A 25734-nucleotide genomic window follows, 5' to 3' on the forward strand; every position below is an offset into this window, starting at 1 on the left:
TGCTTATATCCGCCCGATTTACCCAGCCTAATCAGCAGTAATGCTGAAAGTCAGACACACTTTTTGCTACTTAACCCGGCAATCCCATCAATGTGCGCCAGCAGGGCCGAGTTGTAGTACTCCGGGGTTTCCTGGTTGAGCAGGTGCTTGGCCGGCGAAATGACGACCATGGTCGAGCCCGCGATGCCGTCGTGAAGCGAAGTGACGACGTCGAGAGACGTAGAGGTGTCCTGCTTGCCGGCGATGACCAGCGTCGGAGCGGTGATCTCGGCGAGGCGCTCGCGGGTGTCGAAGCGAGAGAGTGCTCCGCAGGCGCCGATGTAGCCGTCATCGGGGCAATCTGCGATCATGTCGCGGAAGCGGGCGGCGAGCTCAGGGGTAGTGTCGAAGCACTCGTCGGTAAACCAGTTGCGGACGACAGTGTCGGCGAGTGCGACCGTGCCCTTGTCGCGCACGAGCTGGGCCTTTTCCTGCCAGGCCTCGGGTGTGCCGAATTTCGGCGCCGTCGACGACAGTGTCAGACTGACCACGCGATCGGCGTGTTCTAGTGCGATGGTCTGGGCGATAGCGCCGCCGAGAGATAGTCCCACAAAATGTGCACGGTCAACATCCTCCTCATCGAGGACCTCGATGATGTCGGCGGCCAAGTGGCTCATGTCCCACTCACCCTCGGGGATAGGGGAATCGCCATGGCCGCGGACATCTGGCGTGATGACCTGGTACTTTTCGCTCAAAGCGGCTACCTGGGGCTCCCACATCTCCTGTGTGGTGCCCAGCGAGCCAATCAGGACAACCGTACCGTTGTCCTTGTGGTTGATTGCATGTGCGGTGTAGTCGATGGCCACGAGATCCTCCTTGAAGGTGTTGGCTGTGTCAGCTGTGCCAGCTGTGTCTGCTAATTCTCGGCGTTGCGAGCAGCTTCAGCGGCAGCCCGACCAGGGCCGTCGTCCTTCTTGGCCTCTGCCTCAGCGGCTTCCACGCGCTGCTTCGCCATGGACTCACGAGCGGCCTCCAGCCACTCCGGCATCTGCTCGAGCAAATCCTTAATCTCCGCCGTTGTCAGCGGCTTGTCCATGTCGTTCTTCTTCAACGCCGTGATAGTGATGCCCAGCTTGCGGGCAACTTCTGGACGCGGGTGCGGTCCGTTGCGGCGTAGCTCAGCGAGCCATTCCGGCGGATTGGATTGCAGTTCGGCAAACTGCGCGTGCGAAATCTCACCAGTGCGAAATTCCTCGGGTGTGGCCGGGAGGAAAATGCCAAGTTTTTTGGCTGCGGTTAGGGGTTTCATGGGTTCAACGCTAGCACCCATTCGAGTAACCTTGCGGAGTATGTCGACTCCTGAACCCGCCGTCCTGCGCATCGTGTTCGCCACCGGCACCAGTCCCGAGAAGTGGTTTCGCCGCTTTAGGGATCGAATTCCGGCAACACTGCACACCCACGCCGCCGACGATCCGATGTCCGACCTGGTCGGCGGCGCCGCTGACATGGCGCTGGTTCGGTTAGAGTCCGAAAGCTCGCTGCCCGAGTCGCTCCATCGCATCCGGCTTTACGACGAAGCCTGGGGCGTGGCCTTCGAGAAAGAGCACGTGTTCTCCCTCACAGAGTCCGTGCCGGAGGAGCTGTTGGCGGACGAAACTGTGCTGTTGACCTCCGTGGATCCGGATGAGCTGCGACAGATGCTGCCCGTTGCGGCCACTGGTGCAGGTGTCGTGGTGGGACCTCGCACGATTTTGAAGGCGCTGTCGAAGAAGGCGGTGGCCTCATCGAACTTGGTGGCCGAGGAAGGCGCCACGGAACCGCTGTCTCGGACAGCTATTTGGTTGGTGTGGCCGAAAGTAGAGGACGACGAGCTCCGGCAGGAGTTCGTCGGCATTGTCCAGGGGCGCAGGGAGGGCTCGACGCGCACGCAGTTGGGGCGCAAGAAGGCTGATGAAGCTCCAAAGAAGTTGTCGGCCCGAGAAAAGACGCTTGCTAAGCAAGCCCGCCGGCAGCGCGCTGGGGCCGTCGTAAAGCATGCGCGTAGTAGCCGTAGCGGGCGTCGAAGCAGCGGTGGAAGCGGTCGACCGCGCAGGCGAAAGTAATCTTTTTACAATATTTTTGCCGTTTCGTTCGACGTGCGCGGAAAAATTAGCCACACTTGTAGTTATGGCTGAAAAGAAGCGCGATTTCACGATTCGAATGATGCGTGAAGAGGACTATCCACAAATCCAAGAGATCTACGAGATTGGCCTGGATACGGGGCACGCGTCCTGGGAGCACTCCGCTCCCGAGTGGGACGAATTCATCGCACTCAAACGAGTGGATTTGTGTTACGTCGCCGTCGACGCAGAAAACCCGGACAAGATTCTGGCTTGGGCATCGGCAGCGCCGGTATCCAAGCGCCCGATTTTCAATGGCGTCATCGAAGACTCCATCTACGTCCATCCTGACGGGCAGGGCATGGGGCTGGCGGCGACGCTGCTGCAGAAGCTTATCGACGATGCCACGGAGCTCGACTGCTGGTCGATTCACTCGTGGGTCTTCCCGGAGAATGTGGGATCGTTAAAGCTGCATCGAAAGCTCGGCTTCCGTGAAGTGGGGATTTACCACCACATGGCAAAGATGACCTACGGCCCAATGGCGGGGCAGTGGCGCGATGTCATTATTTTGGAAAAGCTCCTGGAAAAGCCAGAGGAGCGCGCACTGAAGCGCGTCCAGGAAGAAGCAGAAGCCGCCGGTGAGCCGAACCGTCCGATTCTGGACAAGCTCGACCGCGCCGACGGCCAGGTGGGGGCATAGCTGCCGGGAGCCGCGGCTCCCGCGAATTAATTATTCGACGGTTTCCTTCAACGGATCCTCGCGAACAAAGAACACAATGATTGCTGCCAGAATAATCACTGGCATTAGTACCAAGAAGATCGGCGTCAAACCATCGTTGTAGCTGGAGATCAGCGCTTCATGGATTGGCGCCGGCATGCTATCCAGCACATGCGGCGTCAGTGAACCAATCGACTTAGAGGAAAAGCCCTCCGGGCCCATCTGCTTTGCGAACTCTGCTGCAGCCTCCGGTGATGCGGCCTTGATCTGTTCGACAGCAGCCGGAACGCGTTCGCCTGCCAGGTCCTTCATGCGGTGGATGAAAATCGAACCCACAATGGAGGAACCGACCGCACCACCAATCTGGCGGAAGAAGTTATTCGCAGCGGTAGCGGTACCGACCATCGCGACCGGGAAGGAGTTCTGCACGATGAGAACTAGAACCTGCATGCCGGTGCCCAGGCCGAAGCCCATGATGAACAGGTACACACCAACCTGCCACAGCGGGGTGGTGGTCTCCAGCGTGGACAGCAAGTAGAGGGAGACAGCCATAATCATCAGGCCGACGAAGGGGTAGAAGCGATACTTACCAGTCCGCGAAATAATCTGGCCAACGCCAATTGAGGTGAGCAGCATGCCGACCATCATCGGCGTCATCATCAAACCTGCAGCGGTCGGTGACATTGAGTGCACCATCTGCAGGTAGGTCGGAATATAGGCCATAGTGCCGAACATCGCGATACCCAGAATGAGACCCGACACAGTCGTGAGCACGAAGTTCCGGTTATTAAACAAGTGCGTCGGAATCAGTGGGTTGGAAACGCGAGTCTCGGTGAGGAAGAACAGCACCCAGGAAACGACAGAGGCAACGATAAGCGAGATGATGACCCCGGAGTTCCAGTCGTACTGTGTACCGCCCCACGTGGTGGTGAGAATTAGCGTCGAGGCAGCGGCAGTCAAGAACATCGTGCCGATGTAGTCGAAGTTTCCTTCACTCTGGCGTCGGGGCAGCTTCAGGAAGGCCGCAGCTGCCGATAGTGCAACCACGCCCATCGGGACGTTGATCCACAGGCCCCAGCGCCAGCCCGGGCCGTCGGTGAACCAGCCTCCCAGCACTGGTCCCAGCACGGAACTCAGACCGAACACAGCACCCATGATGCCCATGTACTTACCGCGCTGGCGTGCGGGAATAACCTCGGCCAGGATGGCCTGTGAGGAAACCATCAATGTACCGCCAGCAAATCCCTGAAAAGCGCGGGCGGCGATGAGCAGGCTCATGGAGTTGGTGATTGCACCCATGACGGAACCGACCATGAACAGCGCGATGCCCATCATGAACAGGCCCTTGCGCCCAATCATGTCACCGAGCTTGCCGACAATCGGCATTGCCACAGTCTGTGCCAACAGGAATGCAGAAATAACCCACGACATGTGGTCAACTCCGCCGAGCTCGCCGACGATGGTCGGCAGGGCAGTGGCGAAAATCATCTGCCCCAGCGAGCTCATCAGCATAGTGAGAATGAGCGCGAAGAAAATGATTCCCAAGTGGGACTTGTTGTCAGAAACCGTGGTGTCGGTTTGATCTTGAGCAGTGGTGTTGCTAGCTGTCACTATTCCTCCTCCAGAAATTTTTAACGACGTCGGCGGCGTCGTGAAGCGGTGTATCTGTTGTGAATTCGTCCCGATGAGCCGATGAGTACAGCACGCATTCGCGGACGAAACCGACCGACAGTGCTACCTCGTGCCCGACGGGCAGCTCGGGGTGCGTGCGCGACTGTGGATTCATCTCGAAATAGCGCTCAAAGGCAGAACGGACGCGGCGCATTGAGTTGCCAAAATTCGAAATGACAACCGTCGATAGCTTTGGCTCATTGCGCAAAATCTCGCGGATACGCTCCTTGAGCAGACGGTGAAACTCTTCGGTTGCCCCCAGCTCTTTATATCGGAGTAGCTGGGATTGCTGCTTTTTCTCGATGAAATCGAGCATGTCCGCGATGGGGTCTTGGTGAATTTGGGCGAGGAATACCTCTTCATCGTCAGCATCGAATGACATGATGCCGTTGCCGAAGATGGCTTGATCCTTGGAGTCGAAGTAATTGAAGAATGTGCGTCGACTGATATTGACCCGCTGACAGATGTCTTCGATGTTGACTTGGTCGTATCCGCGATCCAACACAAGGGCGGTCGCGGCATCGGCCAAAGCGCAGTGTGTTTGAAACCTTTTGAGCTCCCGGAGACCGCACTCGGGGTGTTGGCCCGGATCCAATCTGTGATAGGTATTCTCATCAATTTGCACGAGGTGCAAAGTTACACCTAGTGCAATGTGATGGCAAGTTGATGAGTCAACAGGTGTTTAAGTACCTATGCAGAGAGCATCTTTGGGTTGTTCAGGATGCCGTGGACTCAGGCGCAGGGGTCGGGTTGTTGATAGTCGCAACGCGCCATTCAATTACACAACCTTCGTGTTTTGTGTAGGCACGGTGGAAGGCTACCTCTCCTTCAATAGCTCGTGGCGCAGGGCGTCGTTAAGCGAAGTGAAGCGGAACCTGTGCCCCGCCTTTTGCAGCGCTGCTGCCTCTACTCTCTGATTCGCGAGAGCCAACTCCGCAGCACCGCGTTTGCCCAGCAGTACTGCAGGCCCCAGTGAAGGAATCGGAACCGCCGTCGGGCGGTGCAAGACCTCTCCCAATACCCTCGTGAACTCCGCATTATTCACTCCGAAAGCCAGTGGCACCACCGCATTGACAGGTCCGGCAAGGCCGGAATCTGCCAACGACCGGTGATAGATGTCCAACAGGTCGTCCAAAGCAATCCACGGGAACCACTGCTCGCCCGACCCCAATCTGCCTCCAAGCCCGGTGAACACCACGCCCGCTAGTAGCGGCAAGAGACCGCCGCCACCAGCAAGCACGAGACCAGTGCGGACGTTTACGACCCGCTTGCCTGCATCGCGAGCGGGATCCCATGCATTTTCCCAATCGCGCACAATAGCCGAGAGACTGTCCGCGGCGGCGCTGCCGTCGTAACGCTGCGCTTCCGCGCCAGGGCCAGCGTCCTCGGTGAGCACCTCTGGGCCACGATCCGCACCGTAGAACCCCACCGCCGACGCTCCAACCGCGACCTTCACGCTGTCAGTAGATGCAACGAGCTTTGCCAGAGCTCGCGTTGGTTCGACACGGGAATGGCGAACCTTTCGAAGATGCGCCTCCGTGAAGCGCCCCGCAATCGGTGCGCCGGCCAGATGGATGACCGCGTCGACTCCCTCCAGCAAGTCAGCTGCGGGTGCCGCAGTATCCCAATATCGCTTGTCCACACCCGTCTGTTCACGTGAGCGCACCAGCAAAATCACCTCATGTCCGGCCGTGGTCAGTAGCGCGCGCAGCTGCGTTCCGACGGTCCCCGTAGCTCCACTGATCGCCACTGTCAGCGGCTCCGGCACATGCCCCAAATACTCCGAAAGCCTATCGACGGCCGCAAGGTCGCCAGCAACCTTCGTAGCACGGTAGGCGAACATCGAATCCAACCCGGGTACCGGAACCTTGGTGTCAACGGTGTCCTCTAAAACCGTGCCAGCGCTGCCGTCGTCAAGCGGAGTATCGGAGAGAACGTGGGTGTGCTTCCACCCCGTGATGCGGCGAAAGGGCTCGCTGGTGACTTCGTCAATGAATCTCTGGCCGGGGAGGAAACCGGCCGGGTCGTGACGTGCAATCCATTTGAGGCCAGCCGGCATGGAGAATACGGTCGTGCCGTCGGCGAGGTTGGCGGATTCGGATTTCGGTGACATCGGGAGAAGCCCCGGTGTTAGGCGGGTGACAGCGCCTGGGCGGGAGAACCACTCGGCGACGCAACGGCGAGGAAATGCGATGGTGTGGCGATAGGTGGGAATAGTTAGTCACTCTCTGAAACTTGTCCGACGTTAAGGAAAAATAGTAGACCCCGAAGTCTTTCAGCGAAGTGAGACTACGGGGTCTTATGCGTAAGGTGCTCTCACACCTTCGAGTTCAGAAAGAACTAGTCACGATCAGTGTTGGCCATTGCCAGCACGTCGAGGCGCTTGTCCAGCTCTTCCTCGGTCAGCTTCTCGCCGTCGACGAAGCCCATGTCGATAACAGTCTGACGGATGGTCTTACCTTCCTTCAGAGCAGTCTTAGCGACCTTAGCTGCGTTCTCGTAGCCGATGGCGGAGTTCAGCGGGGTCACAATCGACGGGGAGGACTCAGCCAGAGTCTTCATACGCTCAACGTTCGGCTCGATGCCGTCCACCAGCTTCTCGGCGAAGACGCGTGCGGTGTTCGCCAGCAGCTTAGCGGACTCCAGCACGTTACGTGCCATGACCGGGATGAAGACGTTCAGCTCGAATGCGCCGTTAGCGCCAGCAAACTCAACAGCGGTGTCGTTGCCCAGAACCTGCGCTGCGACCTGGGTGGCAGTCTCGCACAGAACCGGGTTGACCTTACCCGGCATGATGGAGGAACCCGGCTGCAGATCCGGCAGGTGAATCTCAGCAAGGCCGGTCAGCGGGCCGGAGCCCATCCAGCGAATGTCGTTAGCGATCTTGTTCAGGGAGACTGCGACGGTGCGCATAGCGCCGGAGAATTCGACCAGGGCATCGCGGTTAGCCTGAGCCTCGAAGTGGTTCTGAGCCTCGCGCAGCTCCTTGATGCCGGTCAGTTCGACGAGCTCAGCGGTGACCTTGGCACCGAAGTCCGCCGGGGTGTTCAGGCCGGTGCCAACAGCGGTACCACCGATTGGCAGCTCGCCCAGACGCGGCAGGGTGGCCTCGATGCGCTCAATGCCAGCCTCAATCTGGCGGGCGTAACCGGAGAACTCCTGACCCAGGGTCACCGGGACAGCGTCCATCAGGTGAGTGCGGCCGGACTTAACAACGGTCTCCCATTCCTTGGCCTTCTTAGCCAGGGACTCCTGCAGAACCTTCAGTCCCGGGACGAGGTCCTTGACAGCTGCCTCGGTTGCTGCGACGTGAGTGGCAGTCGGGAAGGTGTCGTTGGAAGACTGACCCATGTTGACGTGGTCATTCGGGTGAACCTCAACGCCGTTGGCCTTTGCGATGGACGCAATGACTTCGTTGGTGTTCATGTTGGAAGAAGTGCCCGAACCGGTCTGGAAGACGTCAATCGGGAACTCAGCATCGTGCTTGCCTTCGGCAATTTCCTTGGCAGCGGCGACGATGGCATCTGCCTGCTCAGCAGACAGCAGGCCGCGCTCCTTGTTGACGATGGCGCAAGCTGCCTTCAGCAGACCCATAGCGCGAATCTGTGCAGACTCCAGCGGACGGCCGGAAATCGGGAAGTTCTCAACTGCACGCTGAGTCTGTGCGCGCCACAGGGCGTTAACCGGAACCTTAACCTCGCCCATGGTGTCGTGCTCGATGCGGAACTGCTGCTCTGTCATTCGTTGCCTCTTTCAGTTAGGGGAACTTGAGTGCGCGCAGAACGGCCCCTCATTGCGCATGCAATTTTCATGCGATGCAGAACCGTTAGCGCATTCATCTTCAAGTATGAATCAGTTTGTTAAAAAAGTGGTGCCCTGAGGGCACCACTAAAGGGGTAGTTACTTACAGATCGATGTCAGGCATCTCGCCCTTGCCGTAGTCGATGCTGGCGTACTTGCGCAGCTTCTCCAGGGAGTGGAAAGCCTCGATGCGGCGGATGGTGCCGGACTTGGAGCGCATAACCAGCGAGCGGGTCCACGCGCCGTTACCGCGGTAAGCGACACCGCGCAGCATGTCGCCGTTGGTGACACCAGTGGCAACGAAGTAGCAGTTGTCGGATGCGACCAGGTCATCGGTGGTCAGAACACGAGAAAGATCGTGCCCAGCGTCGAGAGCCTTCTTAATTTCAGCCTCATCGCGCGGGTGCAGTTTGCCCTGGATCTCGCCGCCCATACACTTCATGGCGCATGCGGTGATGACACCTTCTGGGGTGCCGCCGACGCCCATCATGATATCGACCGAGTTCGTGTTCTGAGCTGCGGCAACAGCGCCAGCAACGTCACCATCGCCAATCAGTCGAACCTTGGCGCCAGCTTCGCGGATGTCACGAATCATGTCAGCGTGGCGCGGGCGATCCAGCACGACAACAGTGACATCTTCCGGACGCAGCCCCTTGGCCTTAGCAACGACCTTGATGTTGTGCTCAACTGGAGCCTCGATGTCAATCTTGCCGGCAGCCTCCGGGCCAACAGCAATCTTATCCATGTAGAACACAGCCGACGGGTCGTACATGGAGCCGCGGTCTGCAGCAGCAAGAACAGCGATAGAGTTCGGGCGGCCCTCTGCCATCAGAGTCGTGCCGTCAATCGGGTCAACCGCGATGTCAACGGCCGGACCTTGGCCGTTGCCGACCTTTTCGCCGTTGAACAGCATCGGGGCTTCGTCCTTTTCGCCCTCGCCAATAACAACGACACCGTTCATAGCCACGGTGTTGATGAGCTGACGCATGGCATCGACGGCAGCGCCGTCGCCCTTTTCCTTCTGACCACGACCGACCCACTGACCAGCTGCCAGTGCAGCGGACTCAGTAACTCGGACGAGCTCCATCGCAAGGTTGCGATCTGGTGCTTCAGGATTCGAGGCGTTCATTGACTTCTGGCCCTTCCGTGGTTTTTTAGAACTCTTTTGAGGTTTGAGAATGTGCTGGGAGACGCCACGCCAGGAAACTGGGGTTTAGCGTTGCAACAATTTCTATTGATTGATGTTTGGCGCATCAGTTTTAGCGCCTTTGCATCTGTTACTAGTGTTCCACCTTTTTGGTGTTCGGGGGTGGACGCAGCGCCAAAGTGGGGGGAGTTTCAGGGCTAAACCCCCACATCACGCGGTTATCAAAAGTTTGTTCCGGTGTCAGTTCGCTTGACGACGTCGACAGCGTCCGTCATCAAGTATTGCTAGCTGCAGCTGTGCGGGTGCGAATGATGACTAGGTTCGTTGCGGGGCCTTTGGCATACTTGAGCGCGTGGCGAATGAGAAACCTAGGATTTTGCAGGACAGTCGAGACATGATTCTCACCCTCGTGGTGATGTTTCTTGCGGTGGCTGTCACCATTGGCTTTACCGGCCTGTGCAGTTTTAACCCCGGGAAGCCGGAAAACGGTCCGGTGCACGAAGTCGATGCTGCCCCATTCGTGAACGTGGAGGCTCGGCGCGTGGACTATCCAGTTCGCCTGCCGAAGGTGCCTGAGGGCTGGACTTCAAACTCGACCCGCGCGGGTATGGCGGCGGGGAAGCAGACGACCATTATTGGCTATGTCACCGCTAGCGGAGCATTCATTCAGGTCACGCAAACAGATGCGGAAGCAGGTCAGCTGCCGGATGATGGTAAGAACCGTCTCCGGGACGGTACTACTGACGTGGAAGGTACAACCTGGACTAAGTATGAGCCGGCTGAGGACAACGTGCGTCGCGTATGGGTTGGGGACCTCGGTGACTCCCGCGCAATTATCGAGGGCACTGCCAACGACGAGGAGTTCACACAGTTGGCGGCGGCTATGCAGAAGGCCGAGCCAATCGATCCGGACGCGACAATGCCGGATTCGTCACAGCCGCAGCCGACTGCGTCCGAGATGCCGTCGGCACCAGCAAAGTAGGCCGAGTCGAGCACTCACCTGGAGTGGTAATCCCGACTAGAGCCATAAAATAGCTGAACTCAGCTATCAGCGAAGAGACGAGAAACGATATGAACCGACGATCGTTTCTCGTCTCTTTTTAGTCCTCACCACTCCCATTCTCGGCCGAAGCCGCGGCATCCTGATTCTTGCTGGCCAAGGCGGCTTCAACCTTTGCCCGGGCGCCAGCCAAATGCTCCTCGCAGCGGCGGGCCAGCGCCTCGCCTCGCTCCCACAGCGCCAGGGATTCATCCAGGCTCATCTGCCCGAGTTCTAGGAGCTTGACGGTCTCGACCAGCGCATCTCGCGCCTGCTCGTAGCTCAGGTTCTCAACCGGTACCTGTTCCTCCGAAGAGGGAGCCTGACCCGCGCCGAAAACATTGTCATTCATTAGCGAATACGTCCTTCACATCTAGTAATTAAAGCTTCAAGGTTGGAAAAGTCAGTGCTTATTAATTCGCCGGCTTCGTAGCTAGCGTCGCTGCAGAGATGGAACCGTCACTGACGCGAATTCGCAGTTGGGAACCCATCGGAGCATCTGTAATAGAAGTCACAATCTGTGGTTCTGGCTGAGTAGCCGATTGTGCCTGCACGATGGCATAGCCGCGAGCGAGTGTGGCAGAGGGGCCAAGTGCTGAGACCTTGCCGCGCAATCCCGATACCGCTGCTTCCTCGCGTTCTAGACTGCGGTGAATGAGAAAACGCAGCCGATCCACCTGCGCCGTGACAAACTCTTCACGCACGCGGATGGGAGTGAGCGGATCGCGCAGTACCGGCCGCGACGTCAAATCCCGCAGGGTCGCTACTTCACGGTCAACCCATCGCCGCAGAGATGCTGAGGAGCGCTCACGCAGCTGTGCAATTAGGCGGCGTTCCTCAGCAGCATCGGGCACTGTTTTCTTCGCTGCATCCGTAGGTGTGGCAGCACGTAAATCAGCGACGTAATCCAACAGCGGAGTATCCGGCTCGTGTCCAATCGCAGAAACCACCGGTGTTGTCGCCTTACTCACCGCACGAATCAGCGCCTCATCTGAAAAGGGCAGCAAATCTTCGACGCTGCCACCGCCACGGGCGACGATGATGACATCGACCTCCGGGTCGGCGTCGAGCTGTGCCAGAGCCTCAATAATCTCCGGAACAGCCTTGGCTCCCTGCACAATTGTGTTGATTACCCGGAAATCCGCCTCAGGCCAGCGGGCACCCGCAACCGAAAGCACATCGCGTTCAGCTGCCGAACCGCGACCGGTAATCAACCCGATCTTGTTGGGGAGGTAGGGCAGAGGGCGTTTCAGCCGTGGATCAAAAAGGCCTTCCGCCGCTAGCGCCTGGCGCAGCTGTTCCAGCCGTGCCAATAGTTGCCCCAAACCTACGGGCCTCCACTCCGTAGCCCACAGGGAAAACTGCCCCCGCCCGGCATAAAACGCAGGCTTGCCCAAAACCACTACGCGGTCGCCGTTGCGCAACGGATTATTACGCAGTGCCGCAGTAGAACAAGTCACCGACACCGAAAACTCCGCGGAGGTGTCACGCAGAGTGATGTAGGAGAGCTTCCAACTCGGCTTGGAGTTGACCTGGGCGATTTCCCCCTCGACCCAAATCTGTCCAAGGCGCTCAATATAGTCCTTGACTAACTGGTTCAGGCGCCGAACCTGAACCGGTTTCTCGGCCGACGTTTCCAATTTCGACATACATCAACACTTACACGATGGGGCGGATCGCCCTGCTAATAAACGCAGGTTGCCCACAGGCTAAATTTGCCTGTGGGCAACTGTGACGGTAAAAGTGCAAGCCCGAGTTACTTGCGGTAACGAGACCTGCTATCGCGGCCGGTTATCCGCTCCTGGCGAGGGCGCTGCTGTCGCGGTGGCCACTCCTCGGTGCGGCGGTGGTTGCCCACTTGGCGTGCGGGGCTCTGTTGAGACTTTTCGGACGGAGACTCCGGCGAGGACTGTTCTCCCCACATCCGTGCCGTTCCTGCCGCTTGACGACGGGGAAACTCTGGCGTTGGCCGCTGCGGTGCGTTTGGCCTTTCAATCGGACGACGAGGCTGCTGTCTAGTCGAGTTCGGCGAAGTGGAATCCTGAGTGAACTGCGCCTGCCCCGGATGCGAGCGAGACTGCCAACGGGAGGTTGGCTGCTGAGCCCGCTGTGCGAAATTCGAGCGCTGCTGGGCACGCTCCCCAGAACGGTCAACTGGTCGCTTACGCAGTTGCTCGGCGTTGCGCGATGCCGAGTTGGCGTTCGCTGCAGGTCGGGCACCAGAACGAGAAGTCTCCTGCCGAGAGCGTGCAGCTTGCTGGCGCGCCTGGCGGCGAGCTTCGGCATCTCGGATAATGTCCGCAGCGGGACGTCGTGAAGCAGGACGTTCCTGGGTGCGAGAGGCGACCCGGCGATCAGATTCGGCGAGACGACGGCGAACCTGAGAGCTGGATTCGACAGCGGCTTCGTCACGGTGCTGGCGTTGTTTAGCGACCTTGCGCTGGGTGTTGAGGGATTTCTCCTGGGTGCGGGTGATTTCGAGGTAACGCCACACTGCGATGATGACACAGATAATCATCAAGACCAGCAGCCACGGGAACTGCTGGATGATGGGATATGCCGAGGTCACCAGGCGAGCGCGTTTAGAGGTTGTCGCGGTCGCGCCACCATTTTCAGGATCGGCGAGAGAACCGGTAAACCACGCTGTGAAAAAGGTGACAAGCGCGAACAAAATGGGGATTTGAGCGACGGTAACTACCAGACCGCGAGGAACCACCAACAGTGTTCCGGCCACAGCAGCCACGGCAAAAGCAATGAAGTAGGGCTTGCCAATCGAACCGTTGGGAACAGAAAAGAGCAAACCAATAACGCCAGCTAGAAGCATCAGCAACGGCGGCACAAACATTGGCACGCGTGGAAGCAGGGGTTTGTTTCCACTGCCTTTACGGGTTATTGCTGATCTGTTCGACACGAATGCGTATCCTACCGGTTATTAGTGATAATACGGGCAAGCCCGGTATGTGGGCTCGCCCGTGTCTTAAAATTTCGCCTTACTTCTTTTTCTTAGAGAAAGACCCGGAGACCACTTCAGAGACTTTATGGAAGGCCTTGGTCATCGTTCCCTCTTCCTGCTTGGTCGGACCAGCATCGGGGGAAACCTTACCGGCGGTGCGAGCATCTGCCTTCACGGCGCTCTCTGCAGAGCTGTCGGAGTCGTCACTGCCCAGGCGGAACGAAGCCAGTCGGTCGCGCATCGCACGGCCGGCAGCTTCAATTTGAATACCCGAGATCGATCCGGCGTCCGTGGCGAACTCGATGTCCTTTGCGGTCTTGTCGCCCGTACGCAAATCTGTGAGGTCGCCGAGGTAGCGGAACCAGACCGCGACGACTGCGGTGACTGGCACCGCCAGGAAGGCGCCGATGATGCCGAAGATACCGCCACCGAGCAGAACGACCAGCAGGACGATTGCGGCGTGCAAGTCCATAGCCTTGGCCTGCAGGATTGGGGAGAGGATGTTGCCCTCGATTTGCTGGACAGCAATGATGATGAGCAATACGAGGATTGCTGTAGTCAGGCCGTTGGCGACGAGTGCGACTACCACTGCAATGAAGCCGGCGGTGAACGCACCGACAATAGGAATGAAGCCAGCGAAGAAAGTCACCACGGCCAGAACCATTGCCAGCGGCACATTCAAAATTGCAAGACCGGCACCGATGAAGACCGCGTCGATAAGCGAAACGATAGCCTGCGTGCGGATGTAGCCCGACAGCGTGTTCCAGGAGCGGGTGAGCACCTCGGTGAGGTGCCAGCCGAGACGACGTCCGGTCAGGCGGCGGAGCCATGGCAGGAAGTCCTGGCCGTCCTTGATGAAGAAGAACGTCAGAACCAACATTGCCATCAAGGTTACGGCGGCCGAGGAGACCACCGAGATGCCTTGGAAGACTGTGTTGGCGATATCGCCGGAGCGCTCCTGAAGCCATGTGGACCCCTGGTCCAGAGCATCGAGAATCTGCTCATCCTTGACGTTAAATGGCGGGGCCTGAATGATGTTCTGGACTTCCTGAATGCCGTCGGTGAACTGGCGACGCAATTCTGGGAACTGCGACTGCACAGTCGGGGCGAGGAACGCGACAACGCCGCCAAGCACCGCCACCGCGCCTAGGATGACCGTCAGTGCGGCGAGTGCGCGGGGCCAGCGGTGTTTCATCAGGAACACGGCGGGCGGGGCCAGCACCGTGGAGACAATCAGGGCCAACAAAATCGGCAGAACGCCAGCCCAAATCTTTCCCAGAATCATAGCGCTGACGTACAGCGCCGCTGCTGTGATGAGGAAGCGCAGACACCAACCTGCGAACCACCGGGCGCCCTCGCCGATGACGTCGGCGCGGTCGATGGACTCGGAGTCGTTTTCGCTCATAAGCTCATCGAGGTTTTCAGCATCTTCCGGCAAATCCGGTTGCGTTGCCGCTGACTTATGGGCGTCGGAGGGTATAGACAGAGACTGTTCTATACGCAGAGGCTCCGATCCCATTACGTGATCGATAGCGTCTTTTTCGGACTGCGCAGTCCGCTCTTCGCCTTCATTGGGTTTATTGCTCACATATTCATTATGGGGGTTCGCAGGGGATAGGGGGCAACTTCACGAAGCTAGGGCGAGTTCAAATCTGTCTCCCCAAGCCCGTAAGATGGGCAATGTGAGTCTTACACTTGGAATCGTCGGTCTGCCCAATGTCGGAAAGTCAACCCTGTTTAACGCCTTGACACGCAACGATGTGCTGGCTGCGAATTATCCGTTCGCCACCATCGAGCCGAACGTCGGCGTTGTGGAGCTTCCCGATCCCCGTTTGAATAAGCTCGCCGAAATTTACGGCTCCGAGCGTATTCTTCCGGCTACGGTGTCGTTTGTGGACATCGCCGGCATCGTCAAGGGTGCATCGGAGGGCGAAGGTCTTGGTAACAAGTTCCTCGCCAACATCCGCGAGGCTGACGCTATCTGTCAGGTCGTCCGTGTCTTCAATGATGATGACGTTGTGCATGTCGACGGCAAGGTTGACCCGGCCTCTGACATCGGTGTGATTGAAACCGAGCTTATCCTGGCTGATATCCAGACTATTGAGAAGGCGCTGCCGCGTCTGGAAAAGGAAGCCAAGAAGGATAAGGAAAAGGTCGGTGAGGTTGAAGCCGTCAAGCAGGCTCTCGCTGTGCTGGAAGAGGGACGCACTCTCTTCGCAGCTTCCGATGACGTGAAGCTCTCCGCTCTGCGCGAGCTGCACTTGCTCACCGCAAAGCCGTTCCTCTACGTCTTCAACGCTGATGAGGAAGTGCTTGCCGACGAGAACCGCCGCGCGGATCTGGCCGCTGCTGTGGAACCGGCGGACTGTGTGTTCCTCGACGCCAAGGCTGAGTCGGACCTTCTGGAGCTGGATGAGGAATCCCGCAATGAGCTCCTGGCTGAAATTGGCCAGACCGAGCCGGGTCTGCATTCGCTTGCTCGCGCTGGTTTCCGCACTCTTGGTCTGCAGACTTACCTGACCGCTGGCCCGAAGGAGTCTCGCGCCTGGACCATTCCGAAGGGTGCTACGGCCCCGCAGGCTGCCGGCGTGATTCACACTGATTTCGAGCGTGGCTTCATTAAGGCTGAAATTGTGTCCTTCAATGACTTGGTTGAGGCCGGCTCAATCGCTGAAGCGAAGGCCAAGGGCAAGGTCCGCCAGGAGGGCAAGGACTACATCATGCACGACGGTGACGTGGTGGAGTTCAAATTTAACGTGTAACGCGGAGCGTTAATGACGTTTCGCGTTATTGGGGGGTAGGTTGAAGAGCGCTGTCTCTATCTCCGGTTTTCGTTCGGCCTCGGTCCATTCCGCTACCTCGAGTGTAGAATCTGCAAGCGGTATCGGGCCGTTGAACTATTAGGTTCACCCACAGTTCCCGTGCCTGCACGCATCGAGAAGGACCAGGTGGTGAACTCGAATGACTCGCCTGGTCCAACGTGTGTGCGCTCGGCGCGTGGTTTAACTCTTATAAGACTTGCCGGTCACAGCCTCAGCGTTTCGCTCGTGCAGCCCGCAGGCCGTTCAAGATCACGATGACTTCGGCGACTTCGTGAACCAACACGACGGCGGCCAGGCCCAGCACACCGCTGATCGCCAGTGGCATCAACACGATAATGATAGCCAGAGACAGCACGATGTTTTGGTTGATGATCCTGCTGCCTCGGCGGGCGTGCTGCAGCGCCTGCGGGATCAGCCGGAGGTCGTGGCCAGTGAAGGCGACGTCAGCGGACTCGATCGCGGCGTCAGAGCCGGTTGCTCCCATCGCAATGCCCACCGTTGCGCCCGCCAGTGCCGGCGCGTCGTTGATGCCGTCGCCGATCATCGCCGTCGGCGTCTTGGAGGAGAGTTCGGCTACGATGCTTGCCTTGTCCTCTGGGCGCAGCTCGGCGCGCACGTCGTCGATTCCGGCGATTTCAGCCAGCGCCCGGGCGGTACGAGTGTTGTCGCCGGTGAGCATGCTCACTTCCACATCGTTGGCGCGCAGGGTCTGCACGGCTTCGGGCACCTCGGGCCGCAGCTCGTCGCGGACGCCGATCGCTCCGGCGAGGGTGTCATCGACGGTGACCAGGACGCAGGTCTGGCCTTCGGATTCCATGCGCTCAACGTCTCCCTTCAGTGGCCCGGCGTCGATCCACCGGGGGCTGCCGACCAGCAGGCGTCGGCCTTCGACGGTGCCGCCGATGCCATGTCCGGCTTCCTCGCTGATGTCCAGGGCGGCGGGTGCTTCGGGCTCCGCTGCCGCGATCGCCGCGGCGAGGGGGTGCGTCGATTGCTGCTCAACTGCCGCAGCGAAAGTAAGCACCTGCGCCCGATCGAACCCGTCTGCCGGGACCACGCCGGTAACCTCGGGCTGGTTGCGGGTGAGGGTTCCGGTCTTGTCCACCGCCAGGTGACGGATGCCGCCGAGCCGCTCGAACGCCGCGCCAGACTTGATGACCACGCCGAACTGGCTGGCCGCGCCGATCGCGGCCACGACCGTCAGCGGCACGGAGATTGCCAGCGCGCACGGCGACGCTGCGACCAGAACCACCAACGCACGGGTGATCCACGTCTCGGGGTCGCCCAGCAGCGAGCCGATCACGCCGACTAGCACCGCCAGGATCATCACCCCGGGCACGAGGGGTCGGGCAATCCGGTCGGCGATCCGGGCGCGGTCGCCCTTTTCCGCCTGCGCCTGCTCGACCAGGTCCACGAGTGTGGTCAGCGAGTTGTCCGTTCCAGCTGCGGTCGTCTGGACTTCCAGCACACCGGCGGAGTTGATCGCTCCCGCGGGCACCTCGTCGCCGGGCGCAACCTCCTCCGGAATGGATTCTCCGGTGATCGCTGAGGTGTCAAGGCTGGAGCGCCCAGACCGAATGATGCCGTCCGTGGCGATCCGCTCTCCGGGGCGCACGAGCATCAGCTCGCCAGCCATGAGCTCCTTCGCTGCGACCTCGACCGCCGTGCCGTCGCGCAGCACCGTCGCGGTCTGCGGTACCAACTTCAACAGTGCCCGCAGTCCGCTCTGGGCCCGATCCATCGCCTTATCTTCAAGCGCCTCGGCGATCGAATACAGGAACGCTAGCGCCGCGGCCTCCCCGACGTAACCGAGGATTACCGCGCCGACCGCGCTGATCGTCATCAGCAAACCAATGCCGAGCTTGCGCTTCGTGACAAGGTTCCGGATAGCGCCGGGCGTGAACGTATACGCCCCTAGCAGCAGGCCGATCCAGAACAGTACTGTCGCGGGTGTCTCTAGTCCGGACCAGTCCAGCGCCAGACCTATGCAGAGGGCTACGCCGGAGAAGATCGGCAGTAGCAACTCGGGGTCCTTCCACCATGGCCGATCGAGATCTTCGATCTCCGTGGCTGGTTCGTGTTCGCATCCACATGCTGAACTCATGCGTCCGCTCCTTTTCCGTCGCAGCCGGGCACCGAGCACTCAGGGTCGATGCACGGGGCGTTTTCGTCGACAGCCAACGTCGCGTTCACTAGTGCGTTGAGCGCTGTCGCGAGGTGCGGATCGGCGATTTCGTAGCGTGTCTTGCGGCCCTCCGGCTCGGCAACGACGATGCCGCAGTCACGCAGGCAGGTCAGGTGGTTCGAGACGTTCGAGCGGGTCAGGCCCAGGTCGCGCGAAAGCACGGCTGGGTAGCTCGGGCCGTCGAGTAGGGTGATCAGGATTCTGGAGCGCGTCGGATCCGCCATGGCCCGGCCGAGCCGGTTCATGACGTCGAGGCGTGAAGCAATAGTCAGCATATACTGAACTATACAGCAATTACTGAACTATTCAACACGCACTGAACTGACATTGAAGCGAAGAGCTTGCGAACTGCAGGAATTAGTCGATGAGATAGCCGGTAACTGGGCCTTCGTGATTCGGCTGCCAACCCAACGCGGGGGCGACATGCGTGGCGAAGTTGTCCAAGATCTTCACGTTGACGTCGACGCCATCCCGGTGGGGATGGTGATGAGCAGGGTGTCGGCGGACATGACGGCGGCGTCGGCTTTGAGCTGCTCAATGAGTTTGTCCGGCTCGGCGGCATAGGTGCGGCCGAAGGTGGAGGCGCCGACGTCGGGAAGCATGCCCACCTGATCGGAGCCGGAGGCCTGCATGCCGAACAACTGCATGTCCGCGCCGTCGACGATGGGGAAGATAGAGCGGGACACCGACACGCGCGGCGTCCAATCGTGGCCCGCCTTCTTCCACGCGGCGCGATAGCGGCTGATCTGATCCGCCTGGATTTCGCCCAGAGTCTCGGCGGTGGTCTCGGAGACCAGGGTGGAGGACATCAGGTTGAGCCCGTCCTTGGCGGTTTGCTCGGCAGAAGCGTGGGTGCCGGAGCCGTAGAAAATATGCTTACGCAGCTCGGGCGCCATGGGGAAGACCGGCAGGGCGGAGCCGGGTTGGAATATGTTGGGGTACTGCCGGTCCAGCGGTGCGGCGGTGGCGAATCCGTTGCCGTCCACTGCAGCCATGAACGCCTCGAGGTGGGCTCGCGCCACGTCCGCGCCGTTGGGCGCTTTACCCCAGTAGCCGAAGGCCTCCCAGCCGCGGTCAGCCACCTCGGGGGCGCCGCGCGAGATGCCCAGGGCCACGCGGCCACCGGAAATTTGGTACAGCGACGCGGCCTCTTCGGCGAGGTAGAGCGGGTTTTCATAGCGCATGTCGATGACACCGGTGCCCACCTCGATGTGTTTGGTAGTGGCCGCGACAGCACCCAGCAGCGGCATCGGGGCGGAGGCCTGCGGCGCGAAGTGGTGGACACGAAAGGACGCGTTGTTCACGCCGATTTCGTCCGCAGCCTGGGTGATCTCCAGATGAGTCTTGGCGATCTTTTCTGCAGATGGCCCGCGCTAGCTGCCGAAGGCGTAATGCCCGAAGCTTAAGAAGCCGAACGCTTTCATTGGATAACACTCCTTTTGATGGTGTTAACGAGAGGGGGTAACTTTGCAACGAGATGCCGTGGAGTTCAAGCTCGACGTCTAGGGCCGTGGCAAGTCGGTAGTACGTTTTTCGATTCGACGCTTTGGGGCACACTACCGGGGTTGCCGGTGCTCTTCTTAGATTGCGCGGTTCAGATTTCCTAACCTAAAGCTCGTTTGAGCGTGCTATCCGCTGGTGTGCCTCCGATGCTGCTGCTCATAAGGTGGTGGGCGCTCCATGAATACAAGGCGTAAGTCGCGCCTTAGGTCAGGCCGAGGAGGATGCCGTGGCTCACTGGGTCGTAGTCCGAGTTTCCGCACCCACTGGCCTCTGGTGTACGCGCTAGCCCCGCTCGGGGTAGCGCACGAGGAGATCGTTGCCGATGACTGCGCCGTCGTTGAGCGTTGCCTCGCTCACCTTCGCCCCGGCTGCACCCAGACCCATAATGTGGCCAACCTCGTCACCGTGGGCGATGAGGTGGTCGGCGATGATACGCCGGTGGCAGCGCCACCACACCGCCTCGGCGCACATGATTGCGGTGGGGGTTTCCGCGGCGTTCGCCCGTAGCTGCGAGATTGCGTCGGAGAACTCCTCGCCCAGCGCATGGTCGGCGTAATTGTGGAAGCTGCGGTTACGCCAGTTGCCGTTAACCTCAAACGGCACCGAGTGGGACACGTTGCGCCGCCCGGTGAGGCCCTCGCTTCTGCTGTAAGTGATGCCACATGTAGGAAGGTGTTCGGCAAGGTAGTCGCCGTTGAACCACGGGTACTTCCTGGATCCGGGCAGCTTGCGCACATCCACGATGGATGCCACACCGGCAGCTTTGATCATTTCAGCGAAGTCCTCGAACTCGAGGTTGGAGTGGCCCACGGTGAAAATGCGCATGTCGCCAATGCTACGCGCCAAGCGGTTACACCCACATCGGCTTCACGAATGAGAAGGTGACTTTGCAACGACACGTCGTGGAGTTTAAGTGCAACGTGTAAAGGTTTTTCAAGCATCGCGCGATGGGGACGTGGACCCACGATTGCAGGGTCGACTGCGACGGAGTGACCATTGTCTGGCTCAGCCAAGCTATTGACTCTGCGATGCTGCGGATGTGCCATCAGACTCTTCGTGCTGAATGCGTGAGGCATGCAGTCGGGCGTGGGCGATGGCGTCAGGGGTGTTGTCGAAGACGTGATTCTCGTGTGCAAGCTGGTCGAATACGCCGAGTTCGCGCAACACCGGAAAATGTTCGGGCTTCGTGGCTGCGAGCAGGACTCTGGTACCGCGGCGTTCGAGGCGCCCGATTGTGTCGGCGAGCATCTGGGCGCCGGTGGCATCGATCGTCGTGACGTAGCGCATGCGGAGTACGACAACCTTGACCGACGAGGCATCAGCGAGCTCGAGGAGGAAATCGTGCGCTGCGCCAAAGAAGAGAGGGCCTTCCATACGGAAGGCGGCGATGTGCTCGTCGAGGAGCTCGCGTTCCTTGTCGCGGTGGTCTCCCTCGTCTAGTGGGGCGGCTTCCAACACCGCAGTGCGGGCGGTCTCGCGCAGTGCGAAGAAGCCCGCCATTACAAGGCCGATGAGTACGGCGACGACAAGGTCGAACACGACGGTGGCGGCAGCTGTGATGAGCAGGGTCGCCCCGTCGCCCTTGGTGGCGCGTATCACCGAGCGGAGGTTCCGCGGGTGGATCATCTGAATCGCAGTGGCGATGAGCACGCCGGCGAGCGCGGCGAGAGGAATCTCGCCCACCCACCGGGCCGCGACGAGCACGGCCACGAGCAGGAGCAGCGAATGGAACACCGCTGCCAGGCGTGTGCCTGCGCCTGCACGCACGTTGACGGCAGTTCGGGCAATCGCGGCGGTTGCGGGAATCCCGCCGAACAGGGGCGCGACGACGTTGGCCACGCCCTGCCCGAAGAGTTCGCGGTCGGGATCGTGCCGGTCGCCGACAGTCATTGCGTCGGCAACCGTCGCAGACAGCAACGATTCCAGCGCACCGAGAGCTGCGACGGCGACCGCTGCAAACAGCAAGGAATCCAGGTGCTCCCACGGAATCTCTGGCCAGCGCGGAGCAGGCAATGTCGACGGGATGTAGCCGATTGTCTTCAGGCCGCTGTCTGCCAGCATGTTGATGGCCGTTGCTGCAGCTACCAACACTAGCGCCGCGGGGAAGCCACTACGGACGCGCGCAGCAAGCACGATTCCAGCCGCTACTGCAAGGGTCATCACGGGCGCCTGCCATGCCGGAGTATCTAACCAAGCATTGATTGAGCCCCACGCCAACCCGAGGACTTTCTCGCCCTCCACGTCAACACCAAGTGCTGCAGGCAGCTGTTGTAAGCCGATGATTAACGCAATACCGGCGGTGAAACCTTCGACGACAGGTAGTGGCATGTACTTCATCGCGCGGCCAGCGCCGGTGAACGCCAGTACGAGCAGCATGAGCCCTGCCAGCACGCCGACGACGAGAACCCCATCGGCACCATGGTTGGCCACGATGGGGATTAACACGACGGTCATTGCGCCGGTCGGGCCGCTTACTTGGACGTTACTACCGCCGAAGATCGCGGCCAGGATACCCGCAACGATGGCCGTCGTAATTCCGGCCGCCGCGCCGACACCGGACGCAACGCCGAAGCCGAGCGCGAGAGGGAGTGCGACGAGGGCCACCATGAGGCCTGCCGAGAGGTCGCGCCCAATCGTCGCGCGGGACCAGTCCGAGCGGCGCGGTGCGAAACGCAGGGCACGAGATTGGAAGCCCACCGTAGAGGCGGCGGAGGAGGGGCGGGTCATGCTACTTTCTTGCTCCTTCAGGGCTCAATGACACTCAAAGGATACACAAGGTATCATCCTCCGACGGCCGCATTCCCGGTTCTGGCCGAGGCCTCATGTCGACGGAATAAAACTTCCTGACCTGGCGGGAGTTCGCTGGAGCGTTGTCGCGGTGCTTGGAGTGACGCGTGTGAGCCGGTGTCCGAAGAGCAGACAGCCCGGGAGAATCGGTACCAGTGCCATACAGTGCGCGACACCACTGCTCATAGGACGGGCCCGACGGCGGGCTGGGGGGGGGCGAGGACCGGCTACCGGATTCGGGCTTTCGCGGCGACGAGCAGCAGGGCGGCATGGTCGACTTCGCCGTTTTTGATCTCGCGATTGAGCTTGTGTAGCACCACGGGGCAGCGCAGGCAGCGGATGCCGGATTTGCAGCACTTCTTCTTCGGCGTCATCGCAGCCAGTTTAAAGGGGTCCTTGCCGGCGAGCTTTTTCGCGGCTTTGGCCTCGGCCTTCGAGTATTCGGGCAGGCGTAGCGAGGTCGTTGCCGCAGCCTTCTTCTTGGCTTTGGCGGCGTCCTTCTTCTTGCCCTTGTCGCCTTTCTTGCCCTTGGCCATGCGCGTTCCCTTCGTCGCGAATTTTCCTGAATTAGGTTAGCGTCACCTCATGCGATGTGGGGAGGCGTGGGTGCCTGACGGGTGTAATTGGGTGTTGCTTGACGACGGCTTGCTTGTCGGCCAGTGCCGCAGCGGTAAATGACAGCCAAAGGACGCAAAACCGACCAAAACGACTCAGGTCTGTTTACTGTGACCTGCGGAAATGGCGAGCGGTAGTGAGTTGTTTCGGCGACCAGTACAAACAGTGGAACGCCGCCTTCGATGCAGGTTACTGTGCTGCGCGGAACAAACCGGACAGCAACAAGCCCGCTAGGAGATTGCGAAGCCAGATGCTGGTCCAGGTTTTTCAACGGGCTCGCCAGCCTCGTCGACCATCCAGTCAATTTCCAGCTCCAGCTCGCGCTCGATGCCAGCACGCTTTCGAGAATCGACGACTTCCATCGTGGTATTAAACGATGTCGGCATGGTCATCGTCACCGCGGACTCGCCAGTGCCGAGAGTCATTTCCCCGGCGCGGATGCGAGCTGCCAGCGTCTCCAGTAGATCCGCGAGCTCATCGCGGTTGAAGCTTGCCTTGCTCTTCACCAGCTTTTGATTCTTCGGGGGCGTAATCTTTTTAGGTTTCGGTGCCATGTCTTTACTTACCTTTCCAGCCGTGTCGGTATTTGTGCAGTGCGGAGAATTGGCCGTCACTCCACACTGTCTTTGAAGATGGTCTAGAAAGCTTTCAGGAAGCTTATCCATCTCCATTATCCCAATAAAAGTAGTTATTACCAGGAGAAATAATAAGAGGCTAGAAATGTCTATAGGTAGGTTATAAATTGTGGAAAATCCCTACGCTATGCTCTGGGGTGCAAGGTCCTAAGTGCCTTAGGTGAGGAGCTTTAGTAACGGCGCCCTTGGAAAGTGCTTCAAACGTGTCGACCGACAGCAATAGGGGAGGAGTAAACGTCACATGGTGTCACCCGACAACATCCTGATGTACCTTCTGCCTGAGCAAGAGGCGCAGATTAAAGAGATCTTTGTGCAACTGGCAGAGCGTGGATTCCCGCAGCAGAATCAAAAGCCCCACATCACCGTTACTTTCGCACCGACCATGAGCCCGGAGGTAATCCAACGAGCAGCCGAAATTCTCCCACCGCTGATGCCTGCGGAATTTCGCAGGGTAGGAACGGTGGTGTTCGGGACAAAGAGTAAACAGACTGTCGCATGGTTATTAGAAACAAGCGATGAGCTGGAAGAAGCTGCTCGCGAGATCAGTCGTCTTAACCCTGAAGGTCGCGGCTCCCGCTGGATTCCGCACCTGACTATGGGGCTGCGAATCCCGCGGGATATGGTTCCCGGTTACGTCCGGGCTCTTGATGAACTAACAAGCCCGCACTTCAAAACTCTTAGTGCACCACGCGCTGCGTTCTGGAGTCCCAAAGTGCAGGAATTAACGGAGTTCTAGGGAGACTCCAGTACTTGTGTGCTGCTGTGCCTCAGCGATTACGTCCCCGCTACTTCACAAAAACTGTGGTTTCAGAAAACAGTAGCCTAAGAAGAAAAACTAAGCGGCATCCATAATCTTCTTTGCCTGGGCATCGAAGACCTCCAAGGCGCGCTTCTTTGCCGCTTCCTTGGACTCTGGGGTCGCCTCTGGAATCTGCATGGGATCCGTCGTGTTTTCCATGTTGCCAGCTGATGCATCCGGAGTCGGGGCGGCGGACACCATTACCATTACGCCGTTGACGATGCCGACAATGTCGTAGCTGGTGGCCGTAGTATCCGTGCCACCGGCGTTGATGTTCGCACTGGTCTCGTGTGCAGTGAATTCAGCTGGCTTGACGGAAAGATTTGGCTCCCACTTTTCTCGGTGCAGTTTCATTGTGGTCGTCATGTCCATGTCATTAAACATGTCCTGCATCTCAGGAGAAATCTCCTGACCTTCCATGGAGTCTTTCAGAATGTCGGAAGCATCCATCGTAGCTGTCACGTCGGAGCACTTTTCGAGGCTGTCTTCGTACTTCTGGTACGCATCAGTGTTCTTCAATACTGAGACGCTGACAGCGACGTTCTCTTCCTTAATGTCCGTGTAAGCACCGGCAGCATTCTCCAATTCCTCAGTTGAGTTGGTGAAAGTGGCGCATTCGGCCGGTTCAAATTTCATTGAGTCTTCCGAAAACATCTCCATGGCATCTTTGAACCCGGTGATTTTGTTTCCGGAGAAGTCCACACCTTGAACTTCATTAGTGAGCAGGAGCTGATCTTCGGCTGCAGCTGGAGCTGACCCGTCTGCCTTCGTCATCTTGCTGGTCGACTCTTTGCCTGCCTCGCCACCGGCATTGCTGCTTTCTTCCCCCGAGCCGCATGCGGTGAGCAGGGCGGCGCTTGTACAACCTGCGACGACGGTTGTCGCAATTTTCTTCCACATTCCAGAGCTGCGCTGCTTCATGATTCCTCATTCCATCGAGCTGAATTTCAACAACCTATGCAACCTGCTCAGATGTCCTGA

General features: G+C 59.3%; 23 protein-coding genes and 2 pseudogenes. 6 read left to right on the plus strand and 19 right to left on the minus strand.

Features of this window, described 5'->3' with window-relative positions; genetic code table 11:
• Positions 1-50: 50 nt before the first annotated feature.
• Entirely contained in the window at positions 51-845 is a 795-nt protein-coding gene (locus QP995_RS06310; RefSeq protein WP_284853031.1) for an alpha/beta fold hydrolase, read from the minus strand.
• Positions 846-895: 50 nt separating this feature from the next.
• On the minus strand, positions 896-1288 hold the full coding sequence (locus QP995_RS06315) for a DUF5997 family protein (protein ID WP_042389451.1): 393 nt from the start codon (positions 1286-1288) through the stop codon (positions 896-898).
• Between the two features lie 40 nt (positions 1289-1328).
• Here QP995_RS06315 and QP995_RS06320 point away from each other — a divergent pair, with 40 nt between their 5' ends.
• Positions 1329-2081: a type 2 periplasmic-binding domain-containing protein gene (locus tag QP995_RS06320; protein ID WP_049172269.1), complete on the plus strand. Its 753-nt coding sequence runs from the start codon at positions 1329-1331 to the stop codon at positions 2079-2081.
• Between the two features lie 64 nt (positions 2082-2145).
• Positions 2146-2778, plus strand: coding sequence for a GNAT family N-acetyltransferase (locus tag QP995_RS06325; RefSeq protein WP_016423177.1), 633 nt, complete (start codon positions 2146-2148; stop codon positions 2776-2778).
• A gap of 30 nt (positions 2779-2808) precedes the next feature.
• On the opposite strand, the gene QP995_RS06330 is transcribed toward QP995_RS06325, so the two are convergent.
• The 5 genes from QP995_RS06330 to glpX all read right to left on the minus strand — a co-directional run bounded on the left by QP995_RS06330 (position 2809) and on the right by glpX (position 9397).
• A complete protein-coding gene (locus tag QP995_RS06330) occupies positions 2809-4407 on the minus strand; it encodes an MDR family MFS transporter (protein WP_049172271.1) in 1599 nt (532 codons plus the stop codon).
• Positions 4397-5092: a TetR/AcrR family transcriptional regulator gene (locus QP995_RS06335; protein ID WP_049172273.1), complete on the minus strand. Its 696-nt coding sequence runs from the start codon at positions 5090-5092 to the stop codon at positions 4397-4399. The genes QP995_RS06330 and QP995_RS06335 overlap by 11 nt, the downstream gene beginning before the upstream one ends.
• 192 nt (positions 5093-5284) lie before the next feature.
• Positions 5285-6580, minus strand: a complete 1296-nt coding sequence (locus tag QP995_RS06340) for a TIGR01777 family oxidoreductase (protein ID WP_272707935.1) — start codon at positions 6578-6580, stop codon at positions 5285-5287.
• Between the two features lie 227 nt (positions 6581-6807).
• Positions 6808-8208: a class II fumarate hydratase gene (locus tag QP995_RS06345; RefSeq protein ID WP_016423173.1), complete on the minus strand. Its 1401-nt coding sequence runs from the start codon at positions 8206-8208 to the stop codon at positions 6808-6810.
• Between the two features lie 163 nt (positions 8209-8371).
• On the minus strand, positions 8372-9397 hold the full coding sequence (glpX, locus tag QP995_RS06350; RefSeq protein WP_005510610.1) for a class II fructose-bisphosphatase: 1026 nt from the start codon (positions 9395-9397) through the stop codon (positions 8372-8374).
• 370 nt (positions 9398-9767) lie between these two features.
• Between glpX and QP995_RS06355 the strand changes: the two genes are divergently transcribed.
• Positions 9768-10397 (plus strand): DUF4245 domain-containing protein, encoded by a 630-nt coding sequence (locus tag QP995_RS06355; protein ID WP_005510716.1) that lies wholly within the window; start codon positions 9768-9770, stop codon positions 10395-10397.
• 118 nt (positions 10398-10515) lie between these two features.
• Here QP995_RS06355 and QP995_RS06360 read toward each other — a convergent pair whose 3' ends face one another.
• The 4 genes from QP995_RS06360 to QP995_RS06375 all read right to left on the minus strand — a co-directional run bounded on the left by QP995_RS06360 (position 10516) and on the right by QP995_RS06375 (position 14995).
• A complete protein-coding gene (locus QP995_RS06360; RefSeq protein WP_284853032.1) occupies positions 10516-10806 on the minus strand; it encodes an exodeoxyribonuclease VII small subunit in 291 nt (96 codons plus the stop codon).
• A gap of 61 nt (positions 10807-10867) precedes the next feature.
• Positions 10868-12103, minus strand: coding sequence for an exodeoxyribonuclease VII large subunit (gene xseA, locus QP995_RS06365; protein WP_284853033.1), 1236 nt, complete (start codon positions 12101-12103; stop codon positions 10868-10870).
• 107 nt (positions 12104-12210) lie between these two features.
• A complete protein-coding gene (locus tag QP995_RS06370) occupies positions 12211-13365 on the minus strand; it encodes a DUF6542 domain-containing protein (protein ID WP_284853034.1) in 1155 nt (384 codons plus the stop codon).
• A gap of 79 nt (positions 13366-13444) precedes the next feature.
• Positions 13445-14995, minus strand: coding sequence for an AI-2E family transporter (locus tag QP995_RS06375; protein WP_070605729.1), 1551 nt, complete (start codon positions 14993-14995; stop codon positions 13445-13447).
• A gap of 94 nt (positions 14996-15089) precedes the next feature.
• On the opposite strand from QP995_RS06375, the gene ychF reads away from it, so the two are divergent.
• Complete coding sequence (gene ychF / locus QP995_RS06380; protein ID WP_042389448.1) at positions 15090-16169, plus strand: redox-regulated ATPase YchF; 1080 nt, start codon at positions 15090-15092, stop codon at positions 16167-16169.
• Between the two features lie 271 nt (positions 16170-16440).
• Here ychF and QP995_RS06385 read toward each other — a convergent pair whose 3' ends face one another.
• From QP995_RS06385 to QP995_RS06410, 6 genes and pseudogenes are all read right to left on the minus strand, one after another.
• Positions 16441-18333 (minus strand): heavy metal translocating P-type ATPase, encoded by a 1893-nt coding sequence (locus QP995_RS06385; protein WP_284853035.1) that lies wholly within the window; start codon positions 18331-18333, stop codon positions 16441-16443.
• Positions 18330-18689, minus strand: coding sequence for a Cd(II)/Pb(II)-sensing metalloregulatory transcriptional regulator CmtR (cmtR, locus tag QP995_RS06390; RefSeq protein ID WP_284853036.1), 360 nt, complete (start codon positions 18687-18689; stop codon positions 18330-18332). The genes QP995_RS06385 and cmtR overlap by 4 nt, the downstream gene beginning before the upstream one ends.
• Positions 18690-18771: 82 nt before the next feature.
• Positions 18772-19838: pseudogene (locus QP995_RS06395) on the minus strand (LLM class flavin-dependent oxidoreductase).
• A gap of 361 nt (positions 19839-20199) precedes the next feature.
• On the minus strand, positions 20200-20742 hold the full coding sequence (locus QP995_RS06400; RefSeq protein ID WP_049171224.1) for a DUF488 domain-containing protein: 543 nt from the start codon (positions 20740-20742) through the stop codon (positions 20200-20202).
• A 189-nt stretch (positions 20743-20931) separates the two neighbouring features.
• Positions 20932-22644 carry a SulP family inorganic anion transporter gene (locus QP995_RS06405; RefSeq protein WP_049189369.1) on the minus strand — a complete coding sequence of 571 codons (1713 nt, stop codon included), beginning with the start codon at positions 22642-22644 and terminating at the stop codon, positions 20932-20934.
• Between the two features lie 287 nt (positions 22645-22931).
• Positions 22932-23240, minus strand: a complete 309-nt coding sequence (locus QP995_RS06410) for a hypothetical protein (RefSeq protein ID WP_005510705.1) — start codon at positions 23238-23240, stop codon at positions 22932-22934.
• Positions 23241-23434: 194 nt separating this feature from the next.
• On the opposite strand from QP995_RS06410, the pseudogene QP995_RS06415 reads away from it, so the two are divergent.
• Positions 23435-23533 (plus strand): annotated as a pseudogene (locus QP995_RS06415) (YtoQ family protein); the annotation flags it as partial.
• A gap of 16 nt (positions 23534-23549) precedes the next feature.
• On the opposite strand, the gene QP995_RS06420 reads toward QP995_RS06415, so the two are convergent.
• Entirely contained in the window at positions 23550-23873 is a 324-nt protein-coding gene (locus tag QP995_RS06420) for an amphi-Trp domain-containing protein (protein ID WP_049189370.1), read from the minus strand.
• Between the two features lie 322 nt (positions 23874-24195).
• On the opposite strand from QP995_RS06420, the gene QP995_RS06425 reads away from it, so the two are divergent.
• Positions 24196-24690, plus strand: coding sequence for a 2'-5' RNA ligase family protein (locus tag QP995_RS06425; protein WP_049189371.1), 495 nt, complete (start codon positions 24196-24198; stop codon positions 24688-24690).
• A 99-nt stretch (positions 24691-24789) separates the two neighbouring features.
• Here the strand turns inward: QP995_RS06425 and QP995_RS06430 are convergent, their stop codons facing one another.
• Complete coding sequence (locus QP995_RS06430) at positions 24790-25674, minus strand: hypothetical protein (protein ID WP_070549903.1); 885 nt, start codon at positions 25672-25674, stop codon at positions 24790-24792.
• Positions 25675-25734: the final 60 nt, after the last annotated feature.

This window comes from Corynebacterium sp. MSK032 (assembly GCF_030232065.1).
GTDB lineage: Bacteria > Actinomycetota > Actinomycetes > Mycobacteriales > Mycobacteriaceae > Corynebacterium > Corynebacterium jeikeium_D.

What these genes read in the sequence shown, in the direction of transcription:
- glpX (WP_005510610.1), bottom strand. Translation starts at nt 9,397, where the DNA reads ATGAACGCCTCGAATCCTGAAGCACCAGATCGCAACCTTGCGATGGAG.
- QP995_RS06410 (WP_005510705.1), bottom strand. Translation starts at nt 23,240, where the DNA reads ATGGCCAAGGGCAAGAAAGGCGACAAGGGCAAGAAGAAGGACGCCGCC.
- QP995_RS06420 (WP_049189370.1), bottom strand. Translation starts at nt 23,873, where the DNA reads ATGGCACCGAAACCTAAAAAGATTACGCCCCCGAAGAATCAAAAGCTG.
- QP995_RS06430 (WP_070549903.1), bottom strand. Translation starts at nt 25,674, where the DNA reads ATGAAGCAGCGCAGCTCTGGAATGTGGAAGAAAATTGCGACAACCGTC.
- QP995_RS06340 (WP_272707935.1), bottom strand. Translation starts at nt 6,580, where the DNA reads ATGTCACCGAAATCCGAATCCGCCAACCTCGCCGACGGCACGACCGTA.
- QP995_RS06385 (WP_284853035.1), bottom strand. Translation starts at nt 18,333, where the DNA reads ATGAGTTCAGCATGTGGATGCGAACACGAACCAGCCACGGAGATCGAA.
- QP995_RS06325 (WP_016423177.1), top strand. Translation starts at nt 2,146, where the DNA reads ATGGCTGAAAAGAAGCGCGATTTCACGATTCGAATGATGCGTGAAGAG.
- QP995_RS06405 (WP_049189369.1), bottom strand. Translation starts at nt 22,644, where the DNA reads ATGACCCGCCCCTCCTCCGCCGCCTCTACGGTGGGCTTCCAATCTCGT.
- QP995_RS06425 (WP_049189371.1), top strand. Translation starts at nt 24,196, where the DNA reads ATGGTGTCACCCGACAACATCCTGATGTACCTTCTGCCTGAGCAAGAG.
- QP995_RS06400 (WP_049171224.1), bottom strand. Translation starts at nt 20,742, where the DNA reads ATGCGCATTTTCACCGTGGGCCACTCCAACCTCGAGTTCGAGGACTTC.
- xseA (WP_284853033.1), bottom strand. Translation starts at nt 12,103, where the DNA reads ATGTCGAAATTGGAAACGTCGGCCGAGAAACCGGTTCAGGTTCGGCGC.
- QP995_RS06315 (WP_042389451.1), bottom strand. Translation starts at nt 1,288, where the DNA reads ATGAAACCCCTAACCGCAGCCAAAAAACTTGGCATTTTCCTCCCGGCC.
- QP995_RS06360 (WP_284853032.1), bottom strand. Translation starts at nt 10,806, where the DNA reads ATGAATGACAATGTTTTCGGCGCGGGTCAGGCTCCCTCTTCGGAGGAA.
- QP995_RS06320 (WP_049172269.1), top strand. Translation starts at nt 1,329, where the DNA reads ATGTCGACTCCTGAACCCGCCGTCCTGCGCATCGTGTTCGCCACCGGC.
- QP995_RS06345 (WP_016423173.1), bottom strand. Translation starts at nt 8,208, where the DNA reads ATGACAGAGCAGCAGTTCCGCATCGAGCACGACACCATGGGCGAGGTT.
- cmtR (WP_284853036.1), bottom strand. Translation starts at nt 18,689, where the DNA reads ATGCTGACTATTGCTTCACGCCTCGACGTCATGAACCGGCTCGGCCGG.